The organism is Streptomyces sp. SGAir0957, from assembly GCF_043523415.1.
Genome location: NZ_CP027293.1, coordinates 773,776 through 788,353 on the forward strand (window position 1 = coordinate 773,776; position 14,578 = coordinate 788,353).

At 72.1% G+C, this 14,578-nt stretch carries 14 protein-coding genes and 1 riboswitch; of the genes, 9 read left to right on the plus strand and 5 right to left on the minus strand.

Features of this window, described 5'->3' with window-relative positions:
- Positions 1-60: 60 nt before the first annotated feature.
- The 3 genes from C1N81_RS08675 (at position 61) to C1N81_RS08685 (ending at position 2,921) form a co-directional block, all read left to right on the plus strand.
- On the plus strand, positions 61-267 hold the full coding sequence (locus C1N81_RS08675; protein WP_394428135.1) for a hypothetical protein: 207 nt from the start codon (positions 61-63) through the stop codon (positions 265-267).
- 181 nt (positions 268-448) lie between these two features.
- The gene (locus tag C1N81_RS08680) at positions 449-1,360 is read left to right on the plus strand and encodes a GNAT family N-acetyltransferase (RefSeq protein WP_394428136.1); all 912 of its coding nucleotides are present in this window, start codon (positions 449-451) and stop codon (positions 1,358-1,360) included.
- A 352-nt stretch (positions 1,361-1,712) separates the two neighbouring features.
- Positions 1,713-2,921, plus strand: coding sequence for a phospholipase D-like domain-containing protein (locus C1N81_RS08685; protein ID WP_394428137.1), 1,209 nt, complete (start codon positions 1,713-1,715; stop codon positions 2,919-2,921).
- Positions 2,922-3,061: 140 nt separating this feature from the next.
- Here the strand turns inward: C1N81_RS08685 and C1N81_RS08690 are convergent, their stop codons facing one another.
- The 4 genes from C1N81_RS08690 to C1N81_RS08705 form a co-directional block, all read right to left on the minus strand.
- Positions 3,062-4,363 (minus strand): hypothetical protein, encoded by a 1,302-nt coding sequence (locus C1N81_RS08690; protein WP_394428138.1) that lies wholly within the window; start codon positions 4,361-4,363, stop codon positions 3,062-3,064.
- Positions 4,364-4,503: 140 nt separating this feature from the next.
- Complete coding sequence (locus tag C1N81_RS08695; RefSeq protein ID WP_394428139.1) at positions 4,504-4,920, minus strand: ankyrin repeat domain-containing protein; 417 nt, start codon at positions 4,918-4,920, stop codon at positions 4,504-4,506.
- 31 nt (positions 4,921-4,951) lie between these two features.
- On the minus strand, positions 4,952-5,293 hold the full coding sequence (locus tag C1N81_RS08700; RefSeq protein ID WP_394428140.1) for a hypothetical protein: 342 nt from the start codon (positions 5,291-5,293) through the stop codon (positions 4,952-4,954).
- The gene (locus tag C1N81_RS08705) at positions 5,290-6,243 is read right to left on the minus strand and encodes an alpha/beta hydrolase (protein ID WP_394428141.1); all 954 of its coding nucleotides are present in this window, start codon (positions 6,241-6,243) and stop codon (positions 5,290-5,292) included. Before C1N81_RS08705 ends, C1N81_RS08700 begins: the two co-directional genes overlap by 4 nt.
- A gap of 283 nt (positions 6,244-6,526) precedes the next feature.
- On the opposite strand from C1N81_RS08705, the gene C1N81_RS08710 reads away from it, so the two are divergent.
- The 6 genes from C1N81_RS08710 to C1N81_RS08735 all read left to right on the plus strand — a co-directional run bounded on the left by C1N81_RS08710 (position 6,527) and on the right by C1N81_RS08735 (position 13,378).
- Positions 6,527-7,360 carry a PIG-L family deacetylase gene (locus C1N81_RS08710; RefSeq protein ID WP_394428142.1) on the plus strand — a complete coding sequence of 278 codons (834 nt, stop codon included), beginning with the start codon at positions 6,527-6,529 and terminating at the stop codon, positions 7,358-7,360.
- A gap of 263 nt (positions 7,361-7,623) precedes the next feature.
- Complete coding sequence (locus tag C1N81_RS08715) at positions 7,624-8,472, plus strand: endonuclease/exonuclease/phosphatase family protein (RefSeq protein WP_394428143.1); 849 nt, start codon at positions 7,624-7,626, stop codon at positions 8,470-8,472.
- Between the two features lie 77 nt (positions 8,473-8,549).
- Positions 8,550-8,638, plus strand: a riboswitch (cobalamin riboswitch).
- A gap of 186 nt (positions 8,639-8,824) precedes the next feature.
- A complete protein-coding gene (locus C1N81_RS08720; protein WP_394437811.1) occupies positions 8,825-9,853 on the plus strand; it encodes a FecCD family ABC transporter permease in 1,029 nt (342 codons plus the stop codon).
- Positions 9,854-9,896: 43 nt separating this feature from the next.
- Entirely contained in the window at positions 9,897-10,658 is a 762-nt protein-coding gene (locus C1N81_RS08725) for an ABC transporter ATP-binding protein (RefSeq protein ID WP_394428144.1), read from the plus strand.
- A gap of 35 nt (positions 10,659-10,693) precedes the next feature.
- Positions 10,694-11,701 (plus strand): ABC transporter substrate-binding protein, encoded by a 1,008-nt coding sequence (locus C1N81_RS08730; protein ID WP_394428145.1) that lies wholly within the window; start codon positions 10,694-10,696, stop codon positions 11,699-11,701.
- A 159-nt stretch (positions 11,702-11,860) separates the two neighbouring features.
- The gene (locus tag C1N81_RS08735) at positions 11,861-13,378 is read left to right on the plus strand and encodes an alpha/beta hydrolase domain-containing protein (RefSeq protein ID WP_394428146.1); all 1,518 of its coding nucleotides are present in this window, start codon (positions 11,861-11,863) and stop codon (positions 13,376-13,378) included.
- A gap of 42 nt (positions 13,379-13,420) precedes the next feature.
- Here the strand turns inward: C1N81_RS08735 and C1N81_RS08740 are convergent, their stop codons facing one another.
- A complete protein-coding gene (locus C1N81_RS08740; protein WP_394428147.1) occupies positions 13,421-14,359 on the minus strand; it encodes a helix-turn-helix domain-containing protein in 939 nt (312 codons plus the stop codon).
- Positions 14,360-14,578: the final 219 nt, after the last annotated feature.

Sequence of the window (14,578 nt, forward strand, 5' to 3'; positions counted from 1 at the left end):
CCGTTGAGGTTCGTGCAGGTCCGTCCCGTACTCAGCGAAAGGTGCACTTTCATGCGTCGAATGAGCATTGCCCTGGCCACGGCCATCGCCGCCACCGGCCTTGCCGCTTCGGTGGCGAGCGCGGCGCCCGCCTCCCAGGACGGGCCGCCGTTCCCCTACAAGGACTGCATGGCGGCCACGAAGGCGAAGGGCGAGTCCCCGTCCCAGAGCAAGTGGCACTGTGACCAGCTGGTGAAGAAGGGCTGGGTCACCGCGCCCACCCGTTGATCACCCGGCGGCCCGGCGCGCGTCGCCGACCCGCACGGTGACCGAGCGGCCTTCCTCAGGGTCCCGCCCATCCCCGGGCCCCATGAGGAAGGCCGACGTTTTTTGTGTGCCCCGGGCGGCGGGGGCCTCTTTGTACGCCCCGGGCGGCGGACGGCGCGCTACCCATCCGGGACCATGAGGCATGCTTCCCGCTGACTGGCCCGAAGGCTGGCACCTCACCCACGACGTCGACGACTTCCTCGCCCGAGCCGGGGACTTCCTGCGTTCGCGCCCCGCTCTGCACAACACGCCGCTGACCGACATCGAGAAGCTCCGCACGGGCCCGCCCGCCGGAACCGCCGATGCCGCCGACGTCCCCGTGTTCGGCCGGCTGGAAGCGGGCGGTGAGGTGCGGGCGATCCTCTACCTCACCCCGCGCGGCCGCCTGGGCCTCACGCCCCTCTCCTTCGAGCAGGTCCACACCCTCGCCGCACACCTGGCCGCGCTGGGCCACCTCCCGGGATACGTCATCGCCGACGTGGACACCGCCGGTGCCTTCGCCGAGGCCTGGCCGCGACACACGGGGGCGGCGCCGACACGTTTCTGGTGGACACACCTCTACCGGCTCGGCACCCTCACCCCGCCCCGGCCGCTTCCCGAGGGGCGGGGGCGCGCCGCCGGCGGGACGGACCGGGAGCGGATCGTCCGCTGGTGCCGTGCGTTCTGCGTCGATGTCGGCGAGCAGGTGTCGATCGACCTGATCGACGCCGGACGCTGGGACGCGTCGCGCTTCGGCGACCGGCACTTCACCTTCTGGGAGGCCGAGGACGGCACACCCGTCGCCATGGCCGCGGCCACCTCGGTCACGGGGGGCATGGTCCGGGTGGACCCCGTCTACACCCCGGCCCACCTCCGCGGTCGCGGCTACGCGGGGGCGGTCACCGTGGAGACGAGCGGCGCCGCCCTGACTGCGGGCGCGACGGACGTCGTCCTCTTCACGGACCCGGCCAACCCGACCAGCAACGCCCTGTACCAGCGTCTCGGTTACGTCCACATCGCCGACTTCGCCGGTTACCGCTTCGACTACCCCGAACTCATGGGAGGCGGGTGGTGAGGCCCGTCGGTAGATGGCCTCCCACTGCGACCACTGGCCCAGGTGTGCCGGGCCGCGCCGGGTGCGGTGGACGCGCGGAGGAAGAACGGCGGTGAACTCGTCCGCCGGAAGCAGTGCGGCGAGTTCGGAGTGGCTGAAGAAGTGAATGTCCATGCCGGCCAGGTGCAGGCCCGCCGCGCGCATGGGGAGGTAGGGTCCCACGACGCGCTCTCCCGCGTATCCATCCGCGGAGGGTGCCACGGCCGGGCCCACCCCCTCAACGGTGTCGTGTCCGAGGGCGTCAGGTGTGAACGAAACGTGACGGGGCATGCGGATGCGCGCCCCCCGTTACAGCTCCTACCTGGAGAAGTTCATGTCTGTCAGTACCGCGGCCCCGGTCGCCGACCCGGCCTCCGAGAGATCTCAGTCCGATCGGACACAGCGGCTGCGACGTCGTATGGAGCGCCTCATCGGCGTGGCCGCGACCGAGGGGAACAAGCTGACGCCCCTGCGCAACGGCGACGAGATCTTCCCCGCCATGTTGCGGACGATCCGTGAGGCGCGGCACACGGTCGACATGATGACGTTCGTCTACTGGAAGGGCGACATAGCGCGGGAGTTCGCCCACGTCCTCGCCGAGCGTGCGCGCGCCGGTGTGCGCGTACGGCTGCTCCTGGACGCGTTCGGCAGCCGCACCATCGAGCGGGATCTGCTCGACCTGATGGACGAGGCGGGGGTCGACGTCGCCTGGTTCCGCAAGCCTCTGCTGCTGTCCCCGTTCAAGCAGAACCACCGGTGCCACCGCAAGGTGCTCGTCGTCGACGAGGTGACGGCGTTCACCGGGGGTGTCGGTATCGCCGAGGAGTGGTGCGGGGACGCGCGCGGGCCGCACGAGTGGCGTGACACGCACGTCATGGTGGAGGGTCCGGCCGTCGACGGGATCTGCGCCGCCTTCGCCCAGAACTGGGCGGAGTGCCACGACGAACTCTTCGACGAGCGCGACCGGTTCATCGAGCACGAGCCGAAGGGCGACTCCGTCGTCCAGGTGGTGCGCGGGTCGGCGAGCATCGGCTGGCAGGACATCCAGACGCTGCTGCGGGCGACGATCGAGTCCGCGGAGGAGCGGCTGCGCCTGGCCACCGCCTACTTCTCGCCCGACGACCACTTCGTCGAGCTGCTGTGCACGGCCGCGCGCCGCGGTGTTGAGGTCGAACTCCTCGTGCCGGGGCCGCACACCGACAAGCAGATCAGCCGGATCGCCGGGCGCCACCACTACCACAAGCTGCTCGAGTGCGGCGTGAGCGTACGCGAGTACCAGCGGACCATGCTGCACTGCAAGATCGTCACGGTGGACGGCACCGCGTCGCTCATCGGCTCGGCCAACCTCAACCGGCGCTCCCTCGACCACGACGAGGAAGTGATGCTCGCCGTGCTCGACCCGGAGTTCACCGCCGCCCTCGACGCGGACTACGAGAACGACGTGACCCACAGCGTGAAGGTGGACCCCGGCCGCTGGGCGAAGCGTCCGCTGGGGTTCCGCGCCGCCGAGGTCGCCACGCGCGCCGTGCAGCACTTCCTGTAGGAACCGCGGAGACCACAGACAGCACAGACACCAGAGGGACCGCGGAGACCGCGGAGACCGCGGAGACCGCGGAGACCTGCGTGCGGGTGCGCGGGTGTGCGGATCGGGGCGGGCGCGAAGGCGCCCGCCCCTCGCGTGGATCAGCTGGTGGCGCGACGGCGCCGGGCGACGACCACGGCGCCCGCGCCGAGGGCCACGGCACCGGCGGCGACGGCCGCGGCCGGCACGACGTTCGAGGAGCCCGTGGCGGCCAGGCCGCCGCTCTGCTCGTCGGCCACGCCCTGCACGGGCTTGCCGGAGGTGCCGCCCTGCGGGGCGTCCTTCGGAGCGTCGGTCTTCGGGGCGTCGGTCTTCGGGGCGTCGCCGGGCGCCGGGCGGTCCTTGTCGGGCACCTCGCCGGGCTCGGCGTCGCCCGGGGCGGGCGACTCGCTGCCCGCGGTCAGGACGGAGAAGTCGTAGCGCTTCATCGGGCCGAGCACGCACGGGTTGTAGGGGTCGCCGGCGTCGCCCGCGAGGAGCCCCCACGCCTTCATGGCCGGGGTGTTGTCGACCAGCGTGAGACGCAGGCGCAGATCGGTCGAGGCGCCGGGCTTCATCGACTCGATGGTGGTCGGGTGGTTCTCCATCTGGTCGAGCTCCTGCCACGGCGCACCGTCGCGCGACCACTGCACCGTCATGAAGTGCTGGCGGTCGTTGGTGGCGTCGAGGCGGAACATCATCAGCGGCCGCACCGTCAGGGTGCGGTCGGTGCTGTTGGCGACGGTCACCGTGAAGTCGGTGGTCGTGCCCGCGACGATCTTCTGCGGCAGGCCCTTGGCGAGGACGGTGAGGTCGTCCGTGCGCACGCACTCGCGCGCGGCCTCCAGCGCGGCGTGCGCGTTCTTCTTGTCCTCGGCGGCCTTCTTCTCCGCGTTGGTCAGCCCGTTGTACACACGGGACTCGGCGACCCTGACGTCGGTGATGGCCTCGCGCGCCTCGTCCCGTGCGGTCTCGGCGTCCCGCTCGGCGTCGGCGGCGGTCCGCGCGGCGGTGCGGGCGGTGTCGAGCTCGGCCTGGGCGGCGGGCTTGTCGGCCTCGGCCGCGGACTCCAGCTTCGCCTCGGCGGCCGTGACGGCGTCGTCCGCCGTCTTCCGGTCGTCCTTGGCGGTGGTGTACGCCTTGTCGGCGGCGAGGTACGCGGCGCGCAGCGGGTGGGTGTCGTCGTGGTCGAGGGCGTCGAACAGCGCCTTCAGCTTCTCCAGGCCCGCCTTCTTGTCGGCGGAGGCCTTCTCGTACGCCGTGTCCGCGTCCTCGGCGGCCTTCTTCAGCTCGTCGTAGGTCGGCCGGGCCGACTCGTCGGCGGCCGCGGACGTCGCGGCGAACACCGGGGCGGCGGTCAGGCAGAAGGCGGGGACGATCGCGGCGGTGGCCACGGCGAGGGAGAGGGTGCGGCGTATGTTCACGGGCAGGATCGTACGATCATGAACGACTTCCGGGCCGGTCCTTTCTGCGCCGTCCGGACCTCGGCGGGGCCGTCAAACCCAGACAGATTCGGGCAGTTGCTCTCGCCGACTGTGTTTTTTCTGTGAGGTAACCGACCTTGTCACGTGCCCGTCGCGGCGGTGAGGAGGGCGGCGGTCGCGGGGTGCGGGCCGTTGTCCGCCCATTGCAGGGGCGTCCGGCCGGTGCCGCGGTCCTCCCGCAGGTGCGGGTCCGCGCCGTGTGCCAGCAGCGCGCGTACCGCCTCGGTGTGCCCCCAGCAGGCGGCGGCGCACAACGGGGTGCCCTCCGCTCCGGCCCCCTCGCTCTCGGCGTCGGGCGGCGCGCCCGCCGCCAGGAGGAGGCGGACGATCTCCGCCTCTCCCTGCACGGCCGCCGTGTACAGGAAGGTGGTGCCTTCGCTGTCCGTCCAGGTGGGGTCCGCACCGGCCCGCAGCGCCGCCCGCGCACCGGCCGGGTCGCCCGTCCAGATGGCGTGGAAGAGGCGCCGGGTGAGCTTCTTTCGTCTGCGCTGGTTCATGGGGCGGGAGGCTAGCCGCCCCGGTGCCGTGTCAGGTCATCGACCCCACGACGACCGCCGTGCACACGAACGTCACCACGACCGTCACCACCATGGCGCACAGGGTGCCGCGCAGCCACCGTGCGAACCGGGTGTGGTGGGCTTCCTCCGCCGCGTCGACGCTCTCGGCGATGTGCTCCGTCACCATGCGGGCCACGTATATCTGCTCGTCGAGATACCACTCCTCGATGTCTCTGCGCTGCTCGTACGTGAGTCCTTCGGTGCGCTCGATGAATGCGGCGACGCGTCGGCGCGCGGAGCTGAGGCGGGCCTCCCGGTACAGGTACGCCTCGATGTCGGCCAGGCCGCGCGAGGCCTGTTCGCCGGTGTTCACGCCGTCCCCAGCGCCTCGCGCAGGACCTGGACGGCCTGGGCGACCGCCGCGGACGACGCCCGCGTCCCACGGACCGGGTCGAGCATCATGAAGTCGTGCAGGGTGGCGTTGTAGCGGACGCTGGTGGTCGGGACGCCGGCCCGGGTCAGTTTGCGGGCGTACGCCTCGCCCTCGTCGCGCAGCACGTCGTTCTCGTCGACGATGATGAACGCGGGCGGGAGCCCCCGCAGGTCCTCCAGGGTCGCGCGGAGCGGCGACGCGGTGATCTGGTTCCGCTCGTCCGGATCGGTGGTGTAGGCGTCCCAGAACCACTCCATGGCTTTGGCGGTCAGGTGCGGGCCGTGGGCGAAGGTCCGGTAGCTCTCGGTGTCCTGTCCCGCGTCGGTGACGGGGTAGTAGAGCGACTGGTGGAGGAAGGTCACGTCGCCGCGCTGCTTGGCTAGGAGGGTGAGCGCCGCGCTCATGTTGCCGCCGACCGAGTCACCGGCGACGACGAGGCGGGAACCGTCCAAGCCCTCGTCGCCGCCCTTGGTGGTGATCCACTGTGCGGTCGCGTACGCCTGCTCGACGGCGACGGGGTACTTCGCCTCCGGGGAGCGGTCGTACTCGACGAAGACCAGCGCCGCCCCGGCGCCGACGGCCAGCTCCCGCACGAGGCGGTCGTGGGTGCCCGCGTTGCCGAGGATCCAGCCGCCGCCGTGCACGAAGAGGATCACCGGCAGGACACCGGTGGTGCCGACGGGCTTGACGATGCGCACCCGCACGTCCCCGGCCCCCGCCGCGACCGTGATCCACTTCTCGTCCACGTCCGGCTTCCCGACCGGCCCGGACTGCACCTCGTCGAGCAGTCGGCGGGCGCCCTCGACCCCGAGTTCGTAGAGCAGCGGCGGCCGGGCGGTCGCGTCGGCGAACTGCTGCGCGGCCGGTTCCAGAACGATGTCGTCGTTCATGGCGTACTCCTAGGGAGGCGAACGGATCCGGGGAGGTCCCCCACACCTAGGACAGAACCTGGACCCGGTTCGTGACATGCCGGGTACGACGCTACGCGGATGCGGCCGGGGCCGCCCGAGCACATTCGGCCGGAAAGTCCGGGAGCGTGGCGCCGGACAGCGGCACGGGGCCCCGGGAACAGCGATGCGGCCCCGCGCTGTTGCACCGCCTGAGGGAGCGGCACCCAGGCAGGTCCGCCGTGCCCTCGTACCGAAACACATATGTCCGCAGGAGGACCGTTCCATGACTGACCGGCCGTTGACGCTCATGGCTGTGCACGCCCACCCCGACGACGAGGCGACCAGCACCGGTGGCGTCCTGGCGCGTTATGCGGCGGACGGTATCCGCACGGTGCTCGTGACCTGTACCGACGGCGCGTGCGGGGACGGGCCGGGAGGGGTGAAGCCGGGCGATCCCGGCCACGATCCCGCGGCCGTCGCCGCGATGCGCCGGCAGGAGCTCGAGGCGAGCTGCGAAGTCCTCAAGATCAGCGACCTGGAGATGCTCGACTACGCCGACTCCGGGATGATGGGCTGGCCGAGCAACGACGCCCCGGGCTCGTTCTGGAAGACCCCCGTGGAGGAGGGCGCGGCCCGGCTCGCGGAGCTGATGCGGCACTACCGCCCCGACGTGGTCGTCACCTACGACGAGAACGGTTTCTACGGCCACCCCGACCACATCCAGGCCCACCGCATCACGATGGCCGCGCTGGAGCTGACCGATCTGACCCCGAAGGTGTACTGGACGACCATGCCCCGCTCGGGCATGGAGCGCTTCGGCGAGATCATGCGCGAGTTCGGCGAGGACATGCCGGAGCCGGACCCCGCCGAGGCCGAGGCGATGGCGGAGATCGGCCTGCCGGACGACGAGATCACCACCTGGGTGGACACCACCGCGTTCAGCGGGCAGAAGTTCGACTCCCTCGCCGCGCACGCCAGCCAGGGCGAGAACATCTTCTTCCTCAAGATGGGCAAGGAGCGGTTCGGCGAGTTCATGGGCATCGAGACCTTCGTACGGGTCCAGGACACCACCGGTGCGCCGGTGCCCGAGAACGACCTCTTCGCCGGACTGCGCTGACCGGCCGGGCCCTCGACGGTCTTGGTGGCCGCGCGCCGCTCCCGCGCGGAGAGGCGCGCGGCCGCCGACCGGGCTTGGACGCACTCGGGGTGGCGGGTCGCGTCCCCGTCGCCGTGCCGGTGACAACGGCTCGACCCGGACGTGTGCCGGTGACAACGGCTCGACCCGGACGTGTGCCGGTGACACCTTGTCGCCTACTCTTCGTGCTACGAAGACCGCATGTGATGCCATGTGACCGCGTGTTCGTCCACTCCAGGGAGGCGATGGTGCTCGGACGGGGCACACGTCTGTTCGCGATCGCCATAGCCGCCCTCGGCATCGTGCTCATCGGCCCCAGCGCCCCGAGCGGCGCGCTCATCGCCAAGCCGCTGCCCGCCGACGCCGCCCAGGGCATCGTGCCGAACCGGGTCCTGACCTGGAACATCTGCAACCCGTGCGGGAGCGGCCAGAACATGGGCCGCGCCGCTGAGATCGCCACGTATGCGCCGCAGGTGTTCGGGTTGCAGGAGGCATGTGTCCGCGACGTCGAGAAGATCCGGGACTACCTGGAGGTCTTCTACGGTCTCGTCTACGAGGTCGAGTACGGATCGGTGCTGCGCAACTGGAACCGCTGCGGAGGTCTGCCCTGGCACGGCGGCGGGTTCGGCCAGGCCATCCTCTCCGCGGCGCCGATGAGCGACCCCGTGAACGTGGAGTACCCCGACGGCGGGACCGAGGACCGCGGGTACCTGGCCGTCACGACCAAGGTCGGCGGCCGGTCCGTCCGCGTCTTCAACACGCACTTCGCCGAGCGCAGGCAACCGGAGATCCGGGCGGGCCAGGCGCGGGTGCTCGCCGACGAGGTCGCCCGCCACGACCACACGATCGTCCTCGGCGACTTCAACGCCGTGCCGGACGCCGCCGAACTGCGCCCGCTGTGGGCGCTGGCGAAGGACGCCGATCCGGCCTGCCGCCCGTTCCCCGACGGCGGCGCCTGCGAGCCGACCACCGACTGGCAGAGCAAGTTCGACTACATCTTCCTCCGCGGCATCGCCCCGCTCACCCACCAGGTGCGCCCGAGCCCGTACTCGGACCACCATCCCCTGCACGCGGAGATCGACCCCGCGTGGTGACCGGTGCGCCGTCGGTAAGTCCCGCCCGCCTGCCCCGCCCCTGACCCCGGCTTGCTACGCTTCGGCTGCCTTCCGTGGGGGAAGCCGGTGCGAGTCCGGCGCTGTCCCGCAACGGTGTGCGTGGCCTGTTCTCGTCCGAGTCCGGGCCGCGCGAGTCCGATCACCCACGGCAGGTGTGCGACCCGTCGACCGCTCGCCGTGGACTGCGAGCAGGGACCGCCGAGGCCCTCCCGGTCCTCAGGTGCCCTGCCCGCTGTGGCCGTGGCACCGACCCGGAGGATGTGCGCCCGCTTTGCTCCGCACCGCCGCTGTCCAGGATTCCGCGGGTGTCTCCCGCGCGCGCCGAAGACACCTGCCGACCGTCCCGCTGGTCATCGGGCTCGCGCTCGTGCTGATCGCCTCGCTCGCGTGCGGGGTCGCCCTCGGCGCCGCGGGTCTGGGCTGGCGGGAGGTGGTGCGGCTGATGTGGGCCGGGCTCAGCGGCGGGGAGCTGGGCAGTGCGGACGCGGGGGCCTACACCATCGTGTGGGAGATACGTTTCCCGCGCGTCGTCCTCGCGGCCGTGGTCGGCGCGGGCCTCGCCTCGGTCGGTGTCGCCGTCCAGGCGCTGGTGCGCAACGCCCTGGCCGACCCCTTCGTGCTCGGTATCTCCTCCGGCGCCGCGGTCGGCGCCAACGCGGTCATCCTGTTCGGCGCGCTCGCCGGACTCGGCGTCTGGGCGCTCTCCTTCTCCGCCTTCCTCTCCGCGCTCGCCGCGACCCTCATCGTCTACGCGGTGGCCCGCTCACCCCTCGGACTCAGCCCCCTGCGCCTCGTCCTGACCGGCACGGCCCTCGCCTACGGGTTCCAGGCCGTCACGACCGTCATGGTCTTCGGCGCCGAACGGGGCGAGGCGGCGCGCGCGGCCATGATGTGGCTGCTCGGCAGCCTTGGCGGGGCCACCTGGCCGAAGGTGCCGCTGGTCGCCGCGACCGTGGTGGCGGGCTGGCTGTGGCTCAGGGTGCGGGCGGGCTCGCTCGACGCCCTCGCGATGGGCGACGAGACGTCGGCGGCGCTCGGCGTACCGCCCGACCGGCTGCGGCGGGAACTGTTCGTCGTGACGGCGGCCATGACCGGCACGGTCGTCGCCGTGAGCGGGGCGATCGGCTTCGTCGGCCTCATGGTGCCGCACCTCGTGCGGATGCTCGTCGGTGCCTCGCACAGCCGCGTCCTGGCCGTCGCGCCGCTCGCCGGGGCCGTGCTGCTCGTGTGGGCCGACGTGGTGTCGCGCGTGGTGCTCGCACCGACCGAACTGCCCGTGGGCGTGGTGACGGCCGCCCTCGGTGTGCCCGCGTTCCTGCTGCTCATGCGGCGCGGCGGCCACGCGCTCGCCGGGCGCTGACCCGTCCCCTGTACTGCGGTTCGTTCCCGAGGAGGAGAAACACGTGCGGCTCGACGTCGAAGGTGTGTCGGTCGAGGTGGCGGGCGTCCGGCTCGTCGACGAGGTCACGCTCGACGTGCCCGCCGGCACCTTCGTGGGCCTCGTCGGCCCCAACGGCAGTGGCAAGTCGACCCTGTTGCGGTGCGTCTACCGGGCCCGGCGCCCCGACGCCGGCCTCGTCCGCGTCGACGGCGAGGACGTGCACCGCATGAACCCGCGGGCGGCGGCGCGGCTGCTCGCCGCGCTGCCGCAGGAGTCGGCGGCGGACTTCGACTTCACGGTCACCGAGGTCGTCGCGATGGGCCGCCTCCCGCACCGCGACCGCACCGCCGCCCGCGACCGGGAACTGTGCCGGTACGCGCTGGAGCAGGCCGGGGTGGCACACCTGGCGACACGTGGCTTCCTGTCGCTCTCCGGTGGCGAGAAACAACGGGTGCTCATCGCCCGCGCGCTGACCCAGGAGCCGCGCGTCCTCGTCCTGGACGAGCCCACCAACCATCTCGACATCGCCCACCAGCTCGACGTGCTGGGCAGGGTCCGCAAGAGCGGCCCGACCGTCCTCGCCGCCCTGCACGACCTCAACCTCGCCGCCGCCCACTGCGACATGCTGCACGTCCTGCACGGCGGGCGCGTCGTCGCCTCCGGCCCGCCGGACGAGGTCCTCTCCCCCGCGCTGCTCGCCGACGTCTTCGGCGTCCGCGCGCACCGGGTCCGCCACCCGGAGACCGGCACCACCCAGTTCCTGTTCGACCAGCTCGCCCCCTGAACTCCCGCAATCCCTCGCCCCTTTGGAAGGCTCCTGTGCGCAAGCTCCTGCCCACCGCCTCGCTCGGCCTCGCCGCCGCCCTCACCCTGACCGCCTGCGGAGCGGACGTCGCGTCCGAGTCCAAGAGCGGTGACACGCGGGCGGTGACCGTCACCAACTGCGGAAAGAAGGTCACCTACGACAAGCGCCCCGAGCGGGTGGTGACCAACGACGTCGGCATCACCGAGCTGATGTTCGCGCTCGGCCTTGAGGACCGCATGGCCGGGTACGTCATGCCCGCCGACAAGGGCGCCACCGAGGACCTCCCGTACAAGGACGCGTACGACAAGGTGAAGTGGCTCGGCAAGGACCGCATCACCAAGGAGATCGCCCTCGACGCCCGCGCCGACCTCGTCTTCGCCGGCTGGAACTACGGGTTCAACGAGAACACGCTGACGCCGGACGAGCTGCACAAGGCAGGTGTCGACACGTATCTGCTCACCGAGTCCTGCCGCAACGCGGTCACCGGCACCTCGCGCGGGATCATGCCGCCGCTCGACGCGCTCTACACGGACCTCGACCACCTCGGCCGCATCTTCGGCGTCGAGGAGCGCGCCCGCAAACTGGTCGCGGAGTACAAGGCACGGATCGCCGCCGTACGGGCGAAGGCTCCCCGGGGCGCCGACAAGCCCTCGGTCTTCCTCTACGACAGCGGCCAGGACCAGCCGTTCACGTCCGGCCGCTACGCCGCGCCCGAGCAGGTCATCAGCGAGGCCGGTGGCGTCAACCTCCTGCACGACCTCAAGGATTCGTGGACGACCGTCGGCTGGGAGACCGTCGTGAAGCGGAACCCCGACGTCGTCGTCATCAACGACTACGGCACGACCAGCGCGGCGCAGAAGAAGAAGTTCCTGCTCTCCTACCCACCGCTGCGGAACGTCTCCGCGATCAAGAACAAGCGGATCTACACCCTGGACTACGCCGACCTCGTCGAGAGCCCGCGCAACCCGTCAGCCATCGAACGGCTCGGCGCGTACCTGCGCGAGCACGCCGCCGATTCCTGACACGCGCGCTCCGGGACGGACACCGGACGCGACGCGCTGCCCGGGACACCGGACGCACGCACCACGGGACACCGGTGGAATCGCCGATGCCGACAGGTCGCGCCCGCCTCGACACTGCGGTCGCAGCCCCTCGGGGACCCGCATCCACGGAGGCACCTCGTGCGCACACTCGCCCGGTTGTCCCGGCGGTCCGTCACCGCCACCGCGTTGGGGGCGCTGCTCTGCGGCGCCCTCCTCACCCTGCCCCCGTCCGCTTCCGCGGCGGCCGCGCCCCCGGCCGTCACCCTCCCGCCCGAAGGCAGCCACGGCTTCCCGTTCCTCGCCGCCGCCGAGGACCTCGGCTCGTTCGGCTACACCGAGCGGGAGTACTTCCTCTCCGGCACGGCCACCTCGTACGCCAAGTCCGGTCTGTGGACCTCGGACGGCCGCTGGAAGGTCCGCGCCTCCGGCACCGCCGACTACAGGAGCCGCCTGCTGGTGCGCCGCCCCGCCGACCCGGCGAAGTTCAACGGCACGGTGGTCGTGGAATGGCTCAACGTCAGCGGCCAGCTCGACCTCTCCCCCGACTACTGGTTCCAGCGCGACGAGCTGCTGCGCCAGGGCTACGCCTGGGTCGGCGTCTCGGCGCAGGCCGTCGGCGTCAACGGCGGCCTCGGCCAGATCAAGGGCCTGAAGGGCTGGGACCCGGCCCGCTACGGCAGCCTCGTCCACCCCGGCGACGCCTTCGCCTACGACATCTTCTCCCAGGCCGGACAGGCGCTACGGTCCCCGGACGGCCCGGACCCGCTCGGCGGCCTCCCGGTCAGGACGCTCCTCGCCGACGGGGAGTCCCAGTCGGCGGGCTTCATGACGACGTACGTCAACGCCGTCCACCCGGTGGCCAAGGTCTACGACGGCTTCATGGTGCACAGCAACAGCGCGATCGCCGCCCCGCTCAGCGGGGTGCTCGCCGACACCCTGCTGATGCCGAACCCGTCCCGGATCAGGACCGATCTGGCCGAGCCGACGTTCGTCGTACTCACCGAGACCGACGTGCCCGGCGCCGCGGCCGCCCGGCAGCCCGACACCGACAGCGTCGTGCACTGGGAGCTGGCGGGCACCGCGCACGGCGACCAGTGGGCCTACGACCTGGGCAACCCGACCGTGCGGAAGTCGGCGGGCGCGGCGGCCCCGTCGCCCGACTGCGCCGCCGGTTCGGCCCCGTTCAACGACGGCCCCGGCCACTGGGCGATGAACGCGGCGCTGCGCCACCTGGCCGGCTGGGCCGACGGCGGTCAACGGCCGCCGGGCGGCGCCCACTTGAGCACCGTCCTGCGCGACCCGGCGACCGGCCTGGCCACCGGCGGCGTCCGGCTGCCCGACGTCACCGTGCCCACCCGGACCCTCACCGGTACCCGCTCCACGACGGACAGCGGCGTCTTCTGCGGCCTGTACGGGGCCCGCGACCCGTGGAACGGCGACGCCGACCCCTGGGACCGGCACGACGAGGGCGACCCGTCCGACCCGCGCCTGCCGGCCACCCCCGAACCCGTGCTCAGCCGCCTGTACCCGACCCATGCCGACTACGTGGCCAAGGTCCGCGCCGCCGCGCGGACGTCCGTCGCCGAGGGGTACCTGCTGCCCGAGGACGCGGCGGCGATCGTCACGGCCGCGCAGAACGCGGACATCGGCGGCTGATCCGTAGCTGACCCGTAGCCCGCTCGAAGCGAACGTCCGCGCTCAGCCCCACCGCTGGCGGTCCGTCCGCCCGCAGGGGGCGGGCCGCAGTCCGTCGGTGCCGTCCTCGACGCAGGCGCCCGTCGCCGTGCCGACCAGACCCACCGACTCGTCGGGCCAGGCCTTCACCGACCACGTGCCGGACGGTGAGGTGGCGCAGCCGCCGACGCGCAGGACCGCCTCGGCGCTGTTCAGGCAGGACCCGGTGGCGTGATTGCGGATCTGGAAAGCGCCGTCGGGCAGGGCGCGGACGGTCCACCGCTGGTAGCTCAGCCCGTTGCACGGATAGGTGCGCAGTCCGTGGTCGAGGCTGTGGTCCAGGCAGTGCCCGGTGGCCCGGTTGATGAAGGGCCGCACCGCCTCGGACCGGCCGGGCCGGTCGCCGAGACCGGTCACCGCGGCGGGCCCGGCGGACTCCTGCGCCGGGTCCCGTTCGGGCATCGCGAGGAAGAGAGTGAGGAGCGCGCCGAGCACCCCGCCCGCGAGCACACCGAAGACGGTGACGGCCCAGCGCTGACGCAATGGGGCCCAGCGGCCGTCGCCGCGTACACGCTTCGGAGCCGGAGTGGGAGCCGGAACCGGGGTCGGGGCCGGGGCCGGACCCGGCTTCAGCTCGTGTTCGCCGGGTGCCCGTACCCGTACCGGCACGACAGTGCTGACCTGCGGCGTCTCCGGCCCGGACGGGCTCTGGCTCCGGTCGGCGGCCTCCCACAGCACCCGGTACTCGACCAGGTCCCCGCCCAGCGCCCGGCACAAGTCCCTGACCGTGGACCACGGCGGGACCGTACTGCCCCGCAGATAGCGCGACAGCGACGAGTCACTGATCAGCACCTCGGCCTCGAGGGACCGCAGGGTCCGCCCGGAGCGCTGCTGCAAGGACCGCAACGCGGCGCCCAACCGCTGCGCCGGAGCGACCGTCCCCTCACCCTGTCCGTCGGCCATCGGCGTGGCCCTCTCCGTGTGGCGTGACGGTGCTTCAGCGGGCCGTCCCCCGTCCCGGGATCGCGCCGTCCCAGCAGGTCGGAACGATAGGGATCCCGACATCAGCGAAGCAACCGGGACGAGCTTGCACAGCCTTTCCGGACCGCCACAAACTGCACTCATCCCGCCCCGGAAGCCCTCCTCGTGGAACACACCCGAGGCACCGGACGGCCGGGCGAA